Origin of the sequence: Serratia sp. FGI94 (assembly GCF_000330865.1) — a bacterium.
GTDB lineage: Bacteria > Pseudomonadota > Gammaproteobacteria > Enterobacterales > Enterobacteriaceae > Serratia_B > Serratia_B rubidaea.
This window is the reverse complement of record NC_020064.1, coordinates 3979326-3995987: the sequence shown is the minus strand read 5'-3', so window position 1 is coordinate 3995987 and position 16662 is coordinate 3979326. Positions and strand designations below refer to the sequence as shown.

Annotated in this window: 19 protein-coding genes; 11 read left to right on the top strand and 8 right to left on the bottom strand. The window is 60.7% G+C overall.

From position 1 onward, the window contains the following. Nucleotides 1-47 precede the first annotated feature (47 nt). The 6 genes from trmB to D781_RS23035 all read left to right on the top strand — a co-directional run bounded on the left by trmB (nt 48) and on the right by D781_RS23035 (nt 3322). The gene (trmB, locus tag D781_RS18215) at nt 48-767 is read left to right on the top strand and encodes a tRNA (guanosine(46)-N7)-methyltransferase TrmB (protein WP_015673806.1); all 720 of its coding nucleotides are present in this window, start codon (nt 48-50) and stop codon (nt 765-767) included. Next, on the top strand, nt 767-1093 hold the full coding sequence (locus D781_RS18210) for a YggL family protein (RefSeq protein ID WP_015673805.1): 327 nt from the start codon (nt 767-769) through the stop codon (nt 1091-1093). Before trmB ends, D781_RS18210 begins: the two co-directional genes overlap by 1 nt. Nucleotides 1094-1197: 104 nt before the next feature. Further along, nucleotides 1198-2121, top strand: coding sequence for a glutaminase B (gene glsB / locus D781_RS18205; RefSeq protein ID WP_015673804.1), 924 nt, complete (start codon nt 1198-1200; stop codon nt 2119-2121). A gap of 61 nt (nt 2122-2182) precedes the next feature. Next, nucleotides 2183-2899: a DUF2884 domain-containing protein gene (locus D781_RS18200; RefSeq protein WP_015673803.1), complete on the top strand. Its 717-nt coding sequence runs from the start codon at nt 2183-2185 to the stop codon at nt 2897-2899. 20 nt (nt 2900-2919) lie between these two features. Continuing rightward, nucleotides 2920-3090, top strand: coding sequence for a DUF4160 domain-containing protein (locus D781_RS23270; protein WP_080062367.1), 171 nt, complete (start codon nt 2920-2922; stop codon nt 3088-3090). Next, the gene (locus tag D781_RS23035) at nt 3074-3322 is read left to right on the top strand and encodes a DUF2442 domain-containing protein (protein ID WP_015673801.1); all 249 of its coding nucleotides are present in this window, start codon (nt 3074-3076) and stop codon (nt 3320-3322) included. Before D781_RS23270 ends, D781_RS23035 begins: the two co-directional genes overlap by 17 nt. Before the next feature lie 34 nt (nt 3323-3356). On the opposite strand, the gene hemW is transcribed toward D781_RS23035, so the two are convergent. The 6 genes from hemW to D781_RS18170 are packed head-to-tail and all read right to left on the bottom strand — an operon-like array spanning nt 3357 to nt 7522. After that, nucleotides 3357-4508 (bottom strand): radical SAM family heme chaperone HemW, encoded by a 1152-nt coding sequence (gene hemW, locus D781_RS18195; RefSeq protein ID WP_015673800.1) that lies wholly within the window; start codon nt 4506-4508, stop codon nt 3357-3359. Beyond that, nucleotides 4498-5094 (bottom strand): XTP/dITP diphosphatase, encoded by a 597-nt coding sequence (locus D781_RS18190; RefSeq protein WP_015673799.1) that lies wholly within the window; start codon nt 5092-5094, stop codon nt 4498-4500. The genes hemW and D781_RS18190 overlap by 11 nt, the downstream gene beginning before the upstream one ends. 17 nt (nt 5095-5111) lie before the next feature. Further along, a complete protein-coding gene (gene yggU / locus D781_RS18185; RefSeq protein ID WP_015673798.1) occupies nt 5112-5402 on the bottom strand; it encodes a DUF167 family protein YggU in 291 nt (96 codons plus the stop codon). Continuing rightward, the gene (locus tag D781_RS18180) at nt 5399-5953 is read right to left on the bottom strand and encodes a YggT family protein (protein ID WP_015673797.1); all 555 of its coding nucleotides are present in this window, start codon (nt 5951-5953) and stop codon (nt 5399-5401) included. Before D781_RS18180 ends, yggU begins: the two co-directional genes overlap by 4 nt. Nucleotides 5954-5972: 19 nt before the next feature. Further along, nucleotides 5973-6794, bottom strand: a complete 822-nt coding sequence (proC, locus tag D781_RS18175; protein ID WP_015673796.1) for a pyrroline-5-carboxylate reductase — start codon at nt 6792-6794, stop codon at nt 5973-5975. Between the two features lie 20 nt (nt 6795-6814). Continuing rightward, nucleotides 6815-7522 (bottom strand): YggS family pyridoxal phosphate-dependent enzyme, encoded by a 708-nt coding sequence (locus D781_RS18170; protein WP_015673795.1) that lies wholly within the window; start codon nt 7520-7522, stop codon nt 6815-6817. Between the two features lie 20 nt (nt 7523-7542). On the opposite strand from D781_RS18170, the gene D781_RS18165 reads away from it, so the two are divergent. The 5 genes from D781_RS18165 to D781_RS18145 all read left to right on the top strand — a co-directional run bounded on the left by D781_RS18165 (nt 7543) and on the right by D781_RS18145 (nt 15680). Continuing rightward, nucleotides 7543-8535 (top strand): type IV pilus twitching motility protein PilT, encoded by a 993-nt coding sequence (locus tag D781_RS18165; protein ID WP_015673794.1) that lies wholly within the window; start codon nt 7543-7545, stop codon nt 8533-8535. 146 nt (nt 8536-8681) lie between these two features. Next, a complete protein-coding gene (locus tag D781_RS24320; protein WP_015673793.1) occupies nt 8682-9314 on the top strand; it encodes a response regulator transcription factor in 633 nt (210 codons plus the stop codon). Beyond that, nucleotides 9307-12843, top strand: coding sequence for a transporter substrate-binding domain-containing protein (locus tag D781_RS18155; RefSeq protein ID WP_015673792.1), 3537 nt, complete (start codon nt 9307-9309; stop codon nt 12841-12843). The genes D781_RS24320 and D781_RS18155 overlap by 8 nt, the downstream gene beginning before the upstream one ends. Nucleotides 12844-12965: 122 nt before the next feature. Beyond that, nucleotides 12966-13388: a DUF1090 domain-containing protein gene (locus D781_RS18150; protein ID WP_233494101.1), complete on the top strand. Its 423-nt coding sequence runs from the start codon at nt 12966-12968 to the stop codon at nt 13386-13388. A 126-nt stretch (nt 13389-13514) separates the two neighbouring features. Further along, the gene (locus tag D781_RS18145) at nt 13515-15680 is read left to right on the top strand and encodes a fimbria/pilus outer membrane usher protein (RefSeq protein WP_015673790.1); all 2166 of its coding nucleotides are present in this window, start codon (nt 13515-13517) and stop codon (nt 15678-15680) included. Here the strand turns inward: D781_RS18145 and ruvX are convergent. Beyond that, nucleotides 15640-16065: a Holliday junction resolvase RuvX gene (gene ruvX, locus D781_RS18140; RefSeq protein ID WP_015673789.1), complete on the bottom strand. Its 426-nt coding sequence runs from the start codon at nt 16063-16065 to the stop codon at nt 15640-15642. The two genes, D781_RS18145 and ruvX, sit on opposite strands and share 41 nt — an antisense overlap. Then, the gene (locus D781_RS18135) at nt 16065-16628 is read right to left on the bottom strand and encodes a YqgE/AlgH family protein (protein ID WP_015673788.1); all 564 of its coding nucleotides are present in this window, start codon (nt 16626-16628) and stop codon (nt 16065-16067) included. Before D781_RS18135 ends, ruvX begins: the two co-directional genes overlap by 1 nt. Nucleotides 16629-16662: the final 34 nt, after the last annotated feature.

Below are 16662 nucleotides of genomic sequence, written 5' to 3'. Positions count from 1 at the left end.
CATAATGCGCCTTTCCCTAATTGGCAGCCAAACAGACAGAAAGCACTATGATTAATGACGTCATCTCCCCGGAATTCGATGAAAACGGCCGCGCCATGCGCCGCATCCGCAGTTTTGTGCGCCGCCAGGGGCGGCTGACTAAAGGCCAGCAGCACGCGCTGGACCACTACTGGCCGGTGATGGGCGTGGAATATCAGACGCAGTCTGTCGACCTGACCGCGCTGTTCGGCCGCGATGCGCCGGTGGTGCTGGAAATCGGTTTTGGCATGGGCGCCTCGCTGGTGACCATGGCGGGCAACAACCCGCAGCAGAACTTTTTAGGGATAGAAGTCCACTCGCCGGGCGTGGGCGCCTGCCTGGCCGACGCCCATGAGGCGGGGCTTAGCAACCTGCGCGTGATGTGTCATGACGCGGTGGAGGTGCTGGAGAATATGATCCCGGACGGCTCGCTGGAGATGGTGCAGCTGTTTTTCCCGGATCCGTGGCATAAGGCGCGCCATAATAAACGCCGCATCGTGCAGACGCCGTTTGTCGAGCTGGTGCTGCGCAAGCTGAAGGTCGGCGGCGTATTCCATATGGCCACCGACTGGCAACACTATGCGGAACATATGTTAGAGGTGATGAGCGGCGTGGAAGGCTACCGTAATCAGTCGGAAACCGGCGATTACGTCCCGCGTCCGGCATCGCGTCCGTTAACCAAATTTGAATTACGCGGCCAGCGTCTGGGACATGGCGTTTGGGATTTGATGTTTGAGAGGAAAGCATAATGGCTAAGAACCGCAGTCGTCGTTTACGTAAAAAGTTGCATATCGAAGAGTTTCAGGAACTGGGCTTCTCCGTCGCCTGGCGCTTTGCCGAAGGCACCGCGGTTGAGGATATCGACGCAACCCTGGACGCCTTTATTGATGAAGTGATCGAGCCTAACGGTCTGGCCTTTGACGGCAGCGGCTATCTGCAGTGGGAAGGTCTGATTTGCCTGCAGAAAATGGGGCACTGCACGGAAGAACACCGCGAGCTGGTGAAAAAATGGCTGGAAGCGCGCAATATGGCGGACGTGAAAGTCAGCGATCTGTTTGATATCTGGTGGGACTGATCGCCGGTTGTGAATAACGGAGCCGGCTGCGTCCGGCCCGTCATACCGCGGAATTGTCGGAAGGTGCCTGAGGGCGCCTTTCTTTATATCCGGAGAATAAAGAGTTGGTAACAGCATTGGATAACGCGCTGCTGGCGGAGATTCTGCAGCAGGTGCGTCCGTTGATCGGCGGCGGCAAGGTCGCTGACTATATTCCCGCGCTGGCGGAGGTGCCGGCGGATCGCTTGGGCATGGCCGTCTGCACCGTCGACGGCGCGCTGTATCAGGCCGGCGACGCGGCGGAACGCTTCTCCATCCAGTCGATTTCCAAAGTGCTGAGCCTGACGCTGGCGCTGACGCGTTATCAGGAGAGTGAGATCTGGCAGCGTGTGGGCAAAGAGCCTTCCGGCCTGCCGTTCAACTCGCTGCTGCAGCTGGAAATGGAGCAGGGCAAGCCGCGTAACCCGTTTATCAACCCGGGGGCGCTGGTGGTGTGTGATATGCTGCAGACTCGTCTGAGTGCGCCAAAGCAGCGGATGCTTGAAGTGGTGCGCCAGCTGGCCGGCGAAGACGACCTGGCCTATGACGCGCGCGTCGCCCGCTCCGAGTTTGAGCACTCCGACCGCAACGCGGCGATCGCCTATCTGATGAAGTCGTTCGGCAACTTCGAAAATGACGTGCTGACCGTGCTGCATACCTACTTTCACTACTGCGCGCTGCGCATGAGCTGCGTTGAGCTGGCGCGCAGCTTTGTCTATCTGGCCAATAACGGGCGCGATCTGCAGGGCAATACGGTGATCTCCCCGCTGCAGGCGCGGCAGATCAATGCGCTGATGATGACCAGCGGCATGTACGACGGCGCCGGCGAGTTTGCCTACCGGGTCGGTATGCCGGGCAAGTCAGGCGTCGGCGGTGGCATCGTGACGATCGTGCCCGACGAGATGGCGATTGTCGTCTGGTCGCCGGAGCTGGATGCTTCCGGCAACTCGCTGGCGGGAACTGCGGCGCTGGAACTGTTGTCTCAACGAATTGGTCGTTCGATTTTTTAGATCCCGCAGTTGGTTACCCGCCTGACGGGTATACGGTTGGAAGGGAGTCTCAGGAGAAATTATGTTGAAGAAAACCGCTTTGGCGCTATTGCTGTTTACCGCGGCGCAGGCGCACGCCGCCTACCAGTGCAATGTTAAACCTCAGGACGATGTGATTATCAGCCCGCAGAGCGTGCAGGTGGTGGGCGCCAGCGGCAATCTGCAGATCTCGCCGGACGGCGATGTGACCCGCGACGGCCAGGCGCTGACGCTGAGCGACAGCCAGCGCCAGCAGGCTTTCCGCTACCAGACGGCGCTGCGTAAAGAGCTGCCGTGGATCGATAACGGCGCGCTGCAGCACCTGGAAAAGGCGCGTGCGGCGCTGGACAAGGTGATCGTCAAGGAACTGGGCAGCGACAGCAACGTGCGTAACCGCCTGACCACCCTGAACGGCCAACTGAAGCAGCAGATGAACCGGATTATCGAACACCGCAGCGACGGCCTGGCGTTCCACCACAAGGCCATTGCGCAGGTGGAGCAGGACGGCCGCAATCTGGTGCAGCAGAGCATGGGCGGCGTCCTGCAGGACAGCCTGAACGAAATGGGCGTCAAGCAGGCGGCCAACAGCGGCGGCAACCCGCTGCAGGCGATTATGGGCAACCTGGGCGGCCTGCAGAAGGCGATTCAGAACGAGTGGAACAATCAGGAGCAGGACTTCCAGAACTTTGGTCATGACGTCTGCAACCGCGTCACGTCGCTGGAAGATCAGCGTAAGGCGCTGCTTGGTTCGTTAAAGTAGCTGGGCATGCATTGTGGTTAATGCGTTTGCCATATGGCGGGGCCGAGTGCGAAGCTAAGCTGTGGTTTATGCCTGAGGTGCGGCTGGCATATAACGACGGCTTTAGTGACAAGATGTTGAAAGTGCTGATGGCGGTAACGCAAGAGCATCAGGCCCTGTTTCTGGAGGCGTGGAATGACTATTTCGGCTAAAAATGTTCGCTTTGATGATGTTTCGATGTGGGTGGAACTCAGCGATGGCAGAACGCTTGGCGTGCCGTTGGTTTGGTTTCCTCGTCTGCAGAATGCGAGTTCTGCTGAACGGGAAGAGTATGAACTCAGCGCCAGAGGTATCCATTGGCCGTTACTGGATGAAGATATCTCAATTGCCGGATTGCTCAAGGGGCGGGGGGATATGACCCGCCGGCCCCACCATGCAGCCTGATAAAAAAGCGCCGGATTCGGCGCTTTTTTTATGGTTACTCGTCGGCTAAAAACAGCTCCAGCAGCGAGTTGAGGAACAGCTTGCCATGCTCGGTAATCTGCCAGCGGTCGGCATTTTCCGTCAGATAGCCTTGCGCCAGCGCCCGATCCAGCTGCGGGCGGATAACGCTTTCATCCAGTCCGGTATAGATGCGGAACTCGTCGCGCGGCGCGCTTTCCAGCAGCCGGAAGCGGTTCATAAAGAACTCGAACGGCCGGTCCGCCGCCGCCACCTCATGCTGCTTCGCCAGATAGTTGCCCTGCATAAAACCGCGCGGATGCTTGGTTTTCTCGGTGCGTACAATGCGTCCGTCGCTGAAGGTCAGCTTGCCGTGCGCGCCGCAGCCGATGCCCAGATAGTCGCCGAAGCGCCAGTAGTTCAGGTTGTGCCGGCATTGGTAGCCCGGCTTGGCGTAGGCCGAGGTTTCATACTGCTGGTAGCCGGCGGCGGTCAGCAGCTCGTGGCCCTGCTGAAAAATATCCCACAGCGCGTCGTCATCCGGCAGCGGCGGCGGACGCGAGCCGAACAGGGTATTCGGCTCAATAGTCAGCTGATACCACGACAGGTGCGGCGGATTCAGGGCGATGGCCTGGCGCAAATCATCCAGCGCTTCTTCCAGCGACTGGTTCGGCAGGCCGTGCATCAGATCCAGGTTAAAACTGCGCAGGCCGAGGCCGGTGGCCAGTTGCGCCGCGCGTTTGGCCTCTTCCGGCCCGTGGATACGGCCAAGGCGCTCCAGTTTCTCGCTGCTGAAACTCTGCACGCCGATGGAAATGCGGTTCACGCCGGCGCGCTGATAGCCGCTGAAGCGGTCGGCCTCAACGGTGCCGGGGTTGGCTTCCATGGTGATTTCGGCATCCTTGGCGACGGGTATGCGCGCCCGCACGCCGTCCAGCAGGTTTTGCATCGCCTCCGCGCTCAGCAGGCTGGGGGTGCCGCCGCCGATAAAGAGGGTGCTGACGGTACGGCCGCCGGTGAGCGGCAGGTCGGCATCCAGATCCGCCAGCAGATGGTCGACGTACTCCTGGTGCGGCACCTCGCCCTTCAGCGCATGCGAGTTAAAATCGCAATAGGGGCATTTCTGCACGCACCACGGAATATGGATGTACAGGCTGAGCGGCGGCAGTTGCACGGCATTACTGGGCATTGCGCATCGCTTCCAGCAGCAGTTTCAGCGCCTGACCGCGGTGCGACACGGCGATCTTCTCCTCGCGCGTCAGCTCGGCGGCGGTGCGCTGCAGCGCCGGCACGTAGAAGATCGGATCGTAACCGAAGCCGCCGCGTCCGGCGGAGGTGGTGGTGATCTCGCCGGCCCAGCTGCCGTGGAACACCAGCGGCGTCGGGTCGGCGGCGTGGCGCAGATAGACCAGCACGCAGTGGAAGCGGGCGCCGCGCTGCCCGGCGGGCACCGCCTGCATGGCGTCCAGCAGCTTGTCCAGGTTCTGCTGGTCGCTGGCGTCTTCGCCGGCGTAGCGGGCGGAATAGATGCCCGGCGCGCCGCCGAGCGCGTCCACCGCCAGACCGGAGTCATCGGCGATCGCCGGCAGGCCGGTGACCTGCGCCGCGTGGCGCGCCTTGAGAATGGCGTTTTCGATAAACGTCAGGCCGGTTTCCTCGGCGGACTCAACGCCCAGTTCGGTCTGCGCCACGATGTCGAGGCCGAAATCGGCCAGCAGCGCGGCAAGTTCGCGTACTTTGCCGGGGTTGCCGGTGGCAAGAACGACTTTTTGCATAGTAATACCTTGAAGCTTTAATCAATCAGCGCCGCAATAACCGGCGGGCGCTGTTGCGGATGAATAATGCGTAACTGTTTATGCCGCCCCAGCTCGCCTTTTTCGATAGTGATGTTGCTCTTCGCCACTTTGAACTGCTTGGCGAGAAACTTGACCAGATGGGCGTTGGCCTGGCCGTCCACCGGCGGCGCGGTGATGGCGACTTTTATTTCGTCGCCATGCAGGCCGATAATCTGGTCGCGGCTGGCCTTCGGCTGAATATACAGCCTGATGACCAGCCCGTCCGGCAGCAGGGTGACGGCGCTCACAGCAGGAACCAGATCTCGCCGAACAGATCCATGCCCAGGTAGTTGATGAGATACAGGATCAGAATCACCACCATCGCCGAGAAATCAATGCCGCCCATGGCCGGAATGATGCGGCGGATCGGCGCCATTAGCGGCTCGGTCAGCTGATACATCACGTAGTCAATCGGGCTGCGGCCCTGGCTGATCCAGCTCATCAGGGCGCGGATAATCATCACCCAGAAGATCAGGTAGCCGGCGGACTTCACCAGCGAAATCAGGCCGAACAGCAGATTATACGGGCTGAGCGCCATGGCACCGCCCTGAATCAGCAGCAGCAGCGGGTACTTGATGGTCATCAGCAGGAACGCCAGCAGCAGCGAGGCGCTGTCGATCGGGCCCAGCGAAGGCAGCACGCGACGCAGCGGACCGACCACCGGCTGGGTGATTTTCACCACGAACTGGGAAAACGGGTTGTAAAAATCGGTGCGCGCCCACTGCATCCAAATGCGCAGCAGCAGCACCATAACGTAAATATCAATAACGGTCTTGACCAGAAAAGTCAGCGTTAGCATTGCGTGGTTCGCTCCTTAATTAGAATGATTTTTCCATTTCCTGCGCACGGGAAACGGCCGCCTGCATCGCCTGAGCGACGGTTGCCGGCAGGTGTTGTTCGTTAAACACGCGCAGCGCTTCGGCGGTGGTGCCGCCTTTGGACGTCACCTGCTCGCGCAGGGTCGACAGCGATGTCTCCGGGTTGGCTTCCACCAGCGCCGCCGCGCCGCTGGCCGCCTGCTGCACCAGCTCGCGCGCCTGCTGACGGCTGAAGCCCATCTGCTCGGCGGCCTGCTGCATGGATTCCATAAACAGGAAGAAGTAGGCCGGCGCGCTGCCCGCGGCGGCAATCACGCCGTTAATGCCGTTCTCGTCGTCCACCCAGCAGACCTTGCCCACCGAGCCCATCAGCGCGCCGGTGAAGTCGCGATCCTGCTGGCTGACCTGCGGCGGCGCGTACAGGCCGCTCATGCCTTTTCCGACCAGCGACGGGGTGTTCGGCATAATGCGCACAATATTGAGCGACTGGCCGAGCAGGTGATAGAAACGCGCGACCTGAACGCCGGCGGCGATCGACAGCACCAGCTTGCCGTCAAAACTGACTTGGCCCTGCAGCGCCTGGCAGACGTCGGCCATCAGCTGCGGTTTGACCGCCAGCACCACCACATCGGCCGCCTGCGCGCAGGCGGCGTTGTCGGCGCTGCTGATAATGCCATAGTCGGCGGCCAATGCATCGCGATTGTGCGGCGACGGCGCGCAGACGCTAATCAGGTTGGCCGGATAACCGCCGCTGACCAGACCGGCGATGATAGCGCGCGCCATATTGCCGGCGCCAATAAAAGTAATCTTGCGGTGTTGCATATCGTTCCTCGTCTGTGCTGTCAGGCCTGCGAATAATCACGGGCGCCAAATATCGCGGTGCCGATGCGCACCAGGGTGCTGCCGGCGCTAATCGCCGCGGACATATCATCGGTCATGCCCATCGACAACGTATCCGCCTGCGGGTAGTGCTGCTGCAACTGCAAAAAGGCCTGCTGCATGCGGCCAAAGACCTCCCGCTGCCGCTGAGGATCCGTCTCCGGCGCCGGGATGGCCATCAGCCCGCGCAGCGTCAGGCGCGGCATGGCGGCGACGGCCTGCGCCAGCATCTCCAGTTCGTCCAGGCCGATGCCGGATTTGCTCTGCTCATCGCTGATGTTGATCTGGATTAACACGTTGAGCGGCGGCATGTCGGCCGGACGCTGATCGTTCAGCCGCTGGGCGATTTTCAGCCGGTCGACGGTATGACACCAGGCGAAGTGTTCGGCGACCAGGCGGCTTTTATTGGATTGCAGCGGGCCGATAAAGTGCCACTCCAGCGCGGCGCCCTGTGGCTGCGCGCTGAAATGCTGAATTTTTTCGACGCCTTCCTGCACGTAGTTTTCACCAAAGGCCCGCTGTCCGGCCTCAATGGCTTCTGCGAGCGCCGCCACAGGTTTGGTTTTACTGACGGCAAGCAGCGTCACCTCTTCCGGAGCGCGTGCGCAACTTTCGGCAGCGCGAGCAATACGGCTCCTGACATCCTGCAGATTCTGTTGGATAGTGCTCATTCTTGACCCGGGAGATAGATATGGATATCGATGAATTTGTGGCCCTTAGTGTAAAGCATAATGCTTCCGATCTGCACCTTTGTACCGGCCAACCGTTGATGATGCGCATCGATGGTGAACTTCAGCCGCTGGCGGGCGGCGCCGTTCTGCCCGCCGGGGCGGTGCAGCGGCTGTGCGCGGCGCTGCTTGACGAGCCTCAGCAGCGGCAATTACGGCGCGCCGGGCAGCTGGATTGCGCATTGACAACCGCGGGCGGCACGCGGCTGCGCGCCAACTTTTTTTATCAGCGCGCCGGCGTGTCGCTGGCGCTGCGCCGCATTGCGGAATGCTGTCCGACGCTGGAGCAGCTGCAGGCGCCGGCGATTATCCCGGCGCTCACCGAGCGGGAGGAGGGGCTGATTCTGGTCACGGGCGCGACCGGTAGCGGCAAATCCACCACGCTGGCGGCGATGATCGACCATATCAACCGTCATCAGCGGCGGCATATTCTGACGCTGGAAGATCCGATTGAGTTTATCCACCACAGCGTGCTGTCGCTGATTCAGCAGCGCGAGCTGGGGCGTGATACCTGCAGCTTCGACGCGGCGCTGAGTGCCGCACTGCGCGAAGATCCCGACGTGATCCTGGTCGGCGAGCTGCGCGACAGCCTCAGCATCCGGCTGGCGCTGACCGCCGCGGAAACCGGCCACCTGGTGCTGGCGACCCTGCACACCCGCAACGCGCCGCAGGCGGTTGAGCGGGTGATCGACGTCTTCCCGGCGGAGGAGAAAGCCTACGTGCGCGCCCAGCTGGCCAGCGGTTTGCAGGCGGTCATCGCGCAGAAATTACTGCGCAGGGCCGAAGGCGGCAGAACGGCGGTGTTTGAGATCCTGACGGCGACGCCGGCGGTAAGCAGCATGATCCGTGAAGGAAAAACGCATCAGCTGGCCAGCGTGCTGCAAAGCGGCGCACAGGCGGGTATGCAAACCTTTGCTCAGGGAATGCAGCAGCGTATTGCGCAGGGAATTTTATAATGACACAATCGCTGACGCGAGAATGATAATATGGATATTGTGGTTTTTTATTTGCAATTGGGCTGTTGCTGCTCCCCGGTGATTATTTAATCTCACGGGCGTATAGCCATGTGCGGATTACATACCCAATGAATAAGGATGTTTTTATGGATACCTGGCTGGTGGTTGACGATCATCCGGCAATCTGTTTCGCCGTCAAAACAATTCTGGCGCCATTAGGCGATAATGTAATTATAACGGCGAACGACGGCACCGAAGCGCTGGCAAAAATAAAAGAGCACCGGCCCTGCATGGTGATTCTGGATATCATGCTGCATAAAATGGACGGCCTGCAGGTTCTCCAGCGCATTCGCCAGTTGGACAGCGCCATCAAGGTGATTGTTTATACCGGCCTCCCGGCGGAGAACTACGCGGATCGGGCCATGCGCGCCGGCGCGCGCGGTTTTTTCCATAAAGATCGGGATATTAGCCAGCTGGTGCCGCTGTGCCAGCTGGTGCTGCAGGGCTACGCCTGTTTTCCTCACGATGCGGTGACGCCGCTGCTTGATACCTCGGTGCGAAATAATAATGCGCTGGCGCGCCTGTCCGATCGTGAATTAACGGTGCTGCGTTATTTGTCTGAGGGGCTGAGTAATAAGGAGATTGCCGACCGATTATTGCTGAGCAATAAAACTATCAGCACTTATAAGAGTCGTCTGATTGAAAAGTTCAATGGCAAATCCTTAGAGGAGGTTTATGCGCTATTGAATGAGCAGGGAAGCTCGGAAACTCATGGCTAAATATCTATTATTTTTTTTAGCGCTGTTTTCCGGCGGTGTTTATTCCGTCACGCTATCGCCAAGCCGGGAAATCAATTTGGTCAGCCGCGGGCAGCAGGTGCAATTGGCGGATCCCGATCTGAGCAGCGACGACTGGCTGTGGCTGCGGCGTAAACGGGTATTGGTCTTCGGCCTGGCGCCGCCAAACTACCCGCCGTTTGATATTACCAGCGGCGCTAATGATTATGGCGGCATCAATGCCGATTATCTCGGCATTCTCGCCTATAACCTCAATGTGCAAATCAAAGTGCGTTACTACGAAAATGACGCCGCCCTGCGGCAGGATCTGCTGAAAGGCGTGGTGGATATGGTCGGCAACGTGGCGGCGATGGGGGCAGAGGATCCCGGGCTGCGGCTGACCAGGGCCTATGTGCCGGCGGCGCCGGCGCTGGTGCTGCGCACCGACAGCCTGCTGCGCTTCCAGCCGCTGAAGGAGATTGCGATTGAGAGCCTGTACCGTAATAACCCGCGCATACTGCAGCGCTTCCCCGTTGCGCACTACCAGAGCCTGGACGTTCCCCGCCGCGCGCTGGAGGCGCTGTCTTTCAAGAACCTCGACGCTTTTATCGGCGATGCGACGGTCGCCCGCTATCTGATTAATCAGGGCAATCTGAACAACCTGCGCATTCAACTGCTGCCGCCGCAGGCGGTGCGCGGCTTTTCCTTCGGCCTGGCGCCGGACAACGTACGTCTGCAAAAAATCCTCGATGCGGTGCTGTCGATCATTCCCGAAAGCACGCAGGTGGAGATCCAGAGCCGCTGGAACGGCGGTATCCCGATGTCGCAGGGGGGAGAGCACCTGTTGCTGACTTCGCTGGAGCGCAAGTGGGTTGAGGATCATCCGCACGTGCGGGTGGTGGTCAACGGCGACTTTCCGCCGCTGAGCTTCTTCGACGTTCAGGGCGGCTTTCGCGGGCTGAGCGCCGATGTGATGGACGCCATCTCCGACCGGACCGGCCTGAAATTCGATATTATCCGCGCCCGCTCGCTCAAGGACTCGCTCAATGCGGTGCACGCCGGCAAGGCGGACGTGGTGGTGGGGCTGACGCTGGATTCCGTCTGGCCAAACGGCCTGATGACCACCCGCTCGTTTCTGATTAACTCCTGGGTTTTAGTCGGGCTGGCGAGCCAGAAGGCGCAGGGCGAGCCGCGGGTGATCGCGCTGGTGGACGGCCATCCGCTGAAGGCGTTTTTGCAGGAGCGTTACCCGGAAAGTCGTATTGTCGATGTGGACTCGCCACAGGCCGGCATTGACGCCGTCAAAAAACGCCGGGTGGAGGCGCTGGTGCTGCCGATGATTAGCGCGGATTTCTTTCTGGCGCATGAACAGCCGTCCGGGCTGCATATACTGGAGTCGCTGGATACCGAGCCGGCGCACTTCGTGATTGGCGTCGCCGGCACCGAATACCCGCTGGCGACCATTCTGGATAAGGCGCTGCTCAATATACCGCCAGAAGATATCCACGCCATGACCAGCAATTGGTACAACAATACCTACCTGCTTGAAGGGGCGCGCAGCAGCGGTAAGCGCTGGTGCCGCTACTATCCCGCGCTGCTGTTCGGCACCAGCCTGATGTTGATTCTGCTGGCTACGGCGTATTTCATCGGTCAGGTGCGCAATAAGCGGCAGCTGAGTCGGCGTTGTCAACTGGTGATGGACGCCGTGCCGTTGCCTATCTATATGACCAACCTACAGGGACAGATCGTGATGGCGAACGCCTCGTTTTACCGTGCGATCGACGCTACGGCGGAGCAGATTATCGGCACCTCGCTGGATGATATTCCGCTGGGGCTGCCCGGCGCGTCGGACATTGCGCTGACCGACGGCGAGAAAGGTAAAGGGATGTTCGTCACCCGCTATTTACAGAGGGGCGAGCAGCGCCACACCCTGCAGCAGTGGAATTCGCTGTGGATCACCGAGGGTCATCGGGCGGAGGGAAAAATCGGCGGTTGGTTCGACGTGACCGAACGCGACCGGCTGATCGAGCAGCTGCGTCAGGCAAAAGAGCATGCCGACCGCGCCAACCGCGCCAAAACTACCTTCCTGGCGACGATGAGCCATGAGATACGCACGCCGCTGAATGCCATTATCGGCATGCTGGAGCTGCTGCTGAACCGCCAGCCGGGCGATGAGCTGGCGGATATCGAACTGCTGGGCGTGGCTCATGAGTCGGCGCACTCATTGTTGACGCTGATCGGCGATATTCTGGATATTTCACGCATTGAGGCCGACCGTCTGGTGCTGCACCCGCAGCGCACCGACATCCGGCGGCTTATCGAGTCGATGGCCATGCTGTTTGACGGCCTCGCCCGGCAGAAAGGGCTGGATTTCAGGCTGGAGATCGATGCGGAAATTACCGGCGACGTATTGGTCGACCCGGTGCGCTTCAAGCAGGTGCTGTCGAATCTGGTGAGCAATGCGATCAAGTTTACCAGTCAAGGGCAAATCACGCTAAGCGCGGTGGTGGAGAAGGTCACCAAAGAGCATTTCGATCTGCGTCTGCAGGTTTCCGACACCGGTAAAGGCATCGACGCCCGCACGCTGAGGCGACTGTTCCAGCCGTTTACACAGGGGCAGAATGACGTTGGCGGCGCGGGGCTGGGCCTGTTCATCTGCCGTAAGCTGGTGGCAATGATGGGCGGTTTTATCAGCGTCAACAGCGAGGTCGGGCTGGGCAGCGAATTTACCGTGGCGCTCTCCGTGGCGCGCCTGCTGCAGGTGCAGGCGCCGCCGCCGAACGACAGAGCGCTCCCTAAGCCGGCGCGGTGTTTGCGGGTGCTGGTGGCGGAGGATCATCATGCCGGGCGTATGTTGTTGAGCCGGCAGTTGACGTATCTCGGCCACATCCCCACCGCGGCGGAGGATGGCGCACAGGCGCTGGCGCTGCTGGAGCAGGCGCATTTCGACCTGGTCATCACCGATTGCCAGATGCCGAATATGGACGGCTATAGCCTGAGCCGGCGGATACGGCTGAATGAGCGCGAGCGGCATCTGGCATCGTCAACCATCTGGGGGCTGACCGCCAACGCGCAGGAGAGCGCGCGCGAAGCGTGTCTGCGGGCCGGGATGGACGATTGCCTGTTTAAACCGGTCAATCTGGCGATGCTGCGCAAGAAACTGCAGCACCTGCCGGCGAAGGCGCCGGCGCATCAGGAGGATCTTCTCGCCAGGCTGCCGGCGGAGCTGCAGCAGCCGGCGGTGCTGCAGGAGTTTATTACCACGCTGCTGGGCTGCTTGCATGAGGATGGCGACCGGCTGCGTCAGGCTATACGCCGGCGGCCCGCGCCGTGGGATGAGATACAGGCGCTGGCGCATAAGCTGGCGGGCGCCGCGCGGCTGCTGCACGTCGAGGCGCTGGAGCAGGCGTGTCGGGCGCTGCAGCAGCATCGCGATATGGCGCTGGTTGAAGCGGTGCTGGATGAAGCGGCGCGGCTGGCCTCGCGGCTTGAGGGACTACAGGAGAATCATCCTTTCCTACAGCGTGATTAAGATGCCGTTGGCTTTTAAGGTAAGCGGCAAAACTCTAGACTTGTTGCGGACAGGAAGGGGGGCATCGGGCTCTCCGCGTCCATGTAATGTTTAAGGATAATATGATGAAAAAGATGACTAAAATGGCTGTTCTGCCAGTAGTTATGGCGCTGGGCGTCGGTTTCTCTTCCATGGCGTCAGCCGCTTATAACTGCGACGCGAAGCGTTCTGCAATCGAATATCAGATCCAGCAGGCGGAAAAATACGGCAACTACAACCGCGTAGCCGGCCTGAAGCGCGCGCTGAGCGAAGTCAATGCCCGCTGCTCCACCGGCAGCGCCGTGGCTGACGTGCAGAAGAAAGTCGAAAAGTTAGAGCGTAAGCTGATGGACAAGAAAGAAGACGTCCGTGATATCAAGGCCGATCTGCGCGAAGCCCAGGCGAAAGGTGATGCGAAGAAAGTGGCTAAATATCAGCGTAAGCTGCGTGAAAAGCAGGCTGAAGTGAAAGAAGTGGCCGCTGAACTGCGTCAGGCAAAGGCTGAGCTGGCGGCAGCACGTAAATAATCCGACCGACGGCGTTCGCGCACGGAAAGCGGCGAACAACCTGAGTGAGGAGCGAGGCGCTACTATTGCGCCTCTTTTTGGCGTTGAGAAAGCACCGCAACAGTGTGGTTGATACTCAAGGAACGAATGAAACCCGCCCTGCGTTTTACCTTACTGCCTTTGGCGTTCGCCACCACTTGCGCGCTGGCGGAAGTGAACAAGATTTACCTTATTTTTAACGATACCTATAAAGGCCGCGCGGCCATTGAGCTGGATGCGGCGGGCGCACCGTGCGTGACGCCGGGCCTGCTCAGCGAGTGGGGCGTGCGGCAAAGCCTGGCAGCCAGCCTGGCGACCACGCCCGGGGGCTGTATATCGCCTGACGAACCCGGCGTACAGCTGTTTTATGAGCCGATATCGCAGCTGCTGACGGTGGACGTTGCGCCGCGCATGGTCGGCGGCGGCGATATCAGCCACCGTTGGGACGATGGCGTCAACGCCGGTTTTATCGACTACCAGCTCAACTACGGCCATTATTCTGCCGAACGCTATCGGGACGCCGAACGGCGCTATAGCCTGTTTGCGGAGTGGAATACCGGGCTGAACCTGGGCGCCTGGCGCCTGCGTTACCAGCCGATCTACCAGAAAGACGCCTGGGGGCAGCCAAGCTGGCATACGGAAAAAGCGCTGGCCTACCGCGACCTGAAGGCCTGGCGTGCGTTGCTGAGCATCGGCGATAACCATACGCCGTCGACCCTGTTTGATAACGTGAAGTACCGCGGCATTCAGCTGGCGTCGGACGATCGGATGCTGCCGGAGAGCCTGCGGCAGTTTTCACCGTGGATCCGCGGCATGGCGCGCAGCAACGCGGAGATTAAGGTGCGGCAAAACGGCGAGGTGATTTATCAGACCTTTGTCTCCCCCGGCGCATTTATCCTCAAGGACGTTTACCCACCGGATCCCGATGGCGACATTACCGTTACCGTGCGTGAAAGCGACGGCACGGAAACCGAGCGCAAGCTGCCTTACTCGTCGATGCCGAATCTGGTGCACGGCGGCAGATTCCGCTACGACCTGACGCTGGGTAAATACCAGCCCTATTTTGGTATTGAACAGCAGCAGCCGCAGTTTGGCCAACTGTCCGTCAGCTACGGCCTGCCGGCGAAAACCACGCTGTACGGCGGCGTATTGCTGTCCGGACCGTATCGCAGCGCCGCCGTGGGCGTTGGCAAAAGCTTTAACCAGTGGGGGGCGCTGTCGGCGGATTACAACTACGCCGCCGCGCGCCAGCCGCGCCGCGGCGCCGACGATCGCGGCGGTATGTGGCGTCTGCGCTATGCCAGAACGATCCCGTCCTGGGAGTCCTCCGTCAGCCTGTTGGCGCAATACTACCCGCGGCAGCGTTACCGGACGTTTGGCGACGCGGTGGAGCAGCAGACGCTCTACTGGTGGGATTGGGAGGACGATCTGTTTATCGGCGACTTCGACGCCGAGAAAAAATACCGTCTGGAAGCGCGCTACAATCAGTACTTCTCCGAGTCGGACAGCCTGTATCTGACGCTGGCGCGTGAGGCAAAGCGCGGGCAGGACAAAGGCGAAACCAGCGTGGAGCTGGGGTACAGCGCAACCTGGGGCGAGGTGGACGTTAACCTGTATGCGGAATACAGCCGCAGGAATTACGGCAAAGAGCAGGGGCAGATTGGGCTGTCGTTTTCAGTGCCGCTGGGCAAGCTGGCGCTGCCGCGTATGAAGTTGAACTACGATCACCGGCTGGCGAAAAACGGCGCCGGCAGCCGGCGGGTCGGCGTCAGCGGCACGCTGCTGTCGGACTACAGCCTGAGTTACGATCTCAGTACCAGTCAGAGCCAGAGCGCCGGCAGCAGCCAGGATGCCAGCGCCAGCTATCAGTACAACGCCGGCTCGCTGCGCCTTGGCTACGCGCGCGGCCGCAACTATCGTCAGCAGAATATCGAGCTGGCCGGCAGCCTGATGGCGCACGCCGGCGGCGTGACCCTGGGGCAAACGCTGGGGGAAACCATGGCGATCGTACAGGTGCCCGGTGCGGCAGGCATCGGCATCGACAACCAGTACGGCGTCACCACCGACTGGCGCGGCTATGCGGTGGTCAGCACGCTGACCCCTTATCGGGTTAACCGGCTGTCGCTGGACACCTTCGAGCTGCCCGACGATGAAGAACTGCCGCAGCCGGAAATCGAGGTGGTGCCGACGGCGGGAGCCATCATGTTCAGCCGCTTCGCGCCGGCGCAGACGCTTACGCCCCCGGATGCTGCTCGAACCAGCTCTCCAGAATAACCACCGCCGAGGCGGAATCCACGCTGCCTTTATCCAGCGCGCGGAAGCCGCCGCGGTCAAACAGATGCGAGCGCGCTTCCACGGTGCTTAGACGCTCGTCATGCAGTTCCACCTTCACGCCGAAGCGGCCGTGCAGGCGGTTGGCGAACTTGCGCGCCCGGGCGGTCAGCGGCTGTTCGCTGCCGTCCATATTCAGCGGCAGGCCGACGATAACCAGATCCGGCTGCCACTCCTGCAGCATTTTTTCAATTTTCAGCCAGTCCGGCGTGCCGTCCTGCGCCTTAAACGCCGCCAGCGCACGCGCGGTGCCGGTAATTTCCTGGCCGATGGCCGCGCCGATGCTTTTGGTGCCGAAGTCAAAGGCGATGAGGGTGCGGTTGCTCATCAGGCGTGCCCTGCATGGTTGGCGATGCTGCGGATATCGACGCCGAGACGGTTGGCCGCCTCGCGCCAGCGGTTGGCGATCGGCGTATGGAACAGGATTTCGCTGTCGGCTTCCGCGGTCAGCCAGGCGTTTTCCAGCACTTCCTGCTCCAGCTGGCCTTTTTCCCAGCCGGCATAACCGAGGGCGACCAGCACTTCCTGCGGCTGCTCCGGCGTGCCCAGCGTCTCCAGCACGTCGCGGGAGGTGGTAATCATGGTCTCCGGCGAAATCTGAATGCTGGCGTCGAAGCCAGGCTGCGGCGTATGCAGAATAAAGCCGCGGTCGTCCGCCAGCGGGCCGCCGGCGTACACCGGCTTATCCAGGCTGATGGCCGGATCGCGATCGGCCGGCGCAATCTTCAGCTTCTCCAGCACGCTTTCCACCGTAAACTGCTCCACGGGTTTGTTGATCACCAAACCCATAGCGCCTTCTTCATTATGCTCGCAGATATAAATCACCGAGCGTTTGAAGCGGGGATCCTGCATGGTTGGCATGGCGATAAGAAAGTGGTGCTGTAAATTCATGTCGGTCTGTCGATTAGTGAGTAGGGTGGATAGT

Excerpts from the sequence above, each read along its gene's own strand:
- trmB (WP_015673806.1), top strand. The coding sequence starts at position 48 with ATGATTAATGACGTCATCTCCCCGGAATTCGATGAAAACGGCCGCGCC.
- D781_RS18210 (WP_015673805.1), top strand. The coding sequence starts at position 767 with ATGGCTAAGAACCGCAGTCGTCGTTTACGTAAAAAGTTGCATATCGAA.
- D781_RS18200 (WP_015673803.1), top strand. The coding sequence starts at position 2,183 with ATGTTGAAGAAAACCGCTTTGGCGCTATTGCTGTTTACCGCGGCGCAG.
- D781_RS23270 (WP_080062367.1), top strand. The coding sequence starts at position 2,920 with ATGCGTTTGCCATATGGCGGGGCCGAGTGCGAAGCTAAGCTGTGGTTT.
- D781_RS23035 (WP_015673801.1), top strand. The coding sequence starts at position 3,074 with ATGACTATTTCGGCTAAAAATGTTCGCTTTGATGATGTTTCGATGTGG.
- hemW (WP_015673800.1), bottom strand. The coding sequence starts at position 4,508 with ATGCCCAGTAATGCCGTGCAACTGCCGCCGCTCAGCCTGTACATCCAT.
- D781_RS18190 (WP_015673799.1), bottom strand. The coding sequence starts at position 5,094 with ATGCAAAAAGTCGTTCTTGCCACCGGCAACCCCGGCAAAGTACGCGAA.
- D781_RS18180 (WP_015673797.1), bottom strand. The coding sequence starts at position 5,953 with ATGCTAACGCTGACTTTTCTGGTCAAGACCGTTATTGATATTTACGTT.
- proC (WP_015673796.1), bottom strand. The coding sequence starts at position 6,794 with ATGCAACACCGCAAGATTACTTTTATTGGCGCCGGCAATATGGCGCGC.
- D781_RS18170 (WP_015673795.1), bottom strand. The coding sequence starts at position 7,522 with ATGAGCACTATCCAACAGAATCTGCAGGATGTCAGGAGCCGTATTGCT.
- D781_RS18165 (WP_015673794.1), top strand. The coding sequence starts at position 7,543 with ATGGATATCGATGAATTTGTGGCCCTTAGTGTAAAGCATAATGCTTCC.
- D781_RS24320 (WP_015673793.1), top strand. The coding sequence starts at position 8,682 with ATGGATACCTGGCTGGTGGTTGACGATCATCCGGCAATCTGTTTCGCC.
- D781_RS18155 (WP_015673792.1), top strand. The coding sequence starts at position 9,307 with ATGGCTAAATATCTATTATTTTTTTTAGCGCTGTTTTCCGGCGGTGTT.
- D781_RS18150 (WP_233494101.1), top strand. The coding sequence starts at position 12,966 with ATGGCTGTTCTGCCAGTAGTTATGGCGCTGGGCGTCGGTTTCTCTTCC.
- D781_RS18145 (WP_015673790.1), top strand. The coding sequence starts at position 13,515 with ATGAAACCCGCCCTGCGTTTTACCTTACTGCCTTTGGCGTTCGCCACC.
- ruvX (WP_015673789.1), bottom strand. The coding sequence starts at position 16,065 with ATGAGCAACCGCACCCTCATCGCCTTTGACTTCGGCACCAAAAGCATC.
- D781_RS18135 (WP_015673788.1), bottom strand. The coding sequence starts at position 16,628 with ATGAATTTACAGCACCACTTTCTTATCGCCATGCCAACCATGCAGGAT.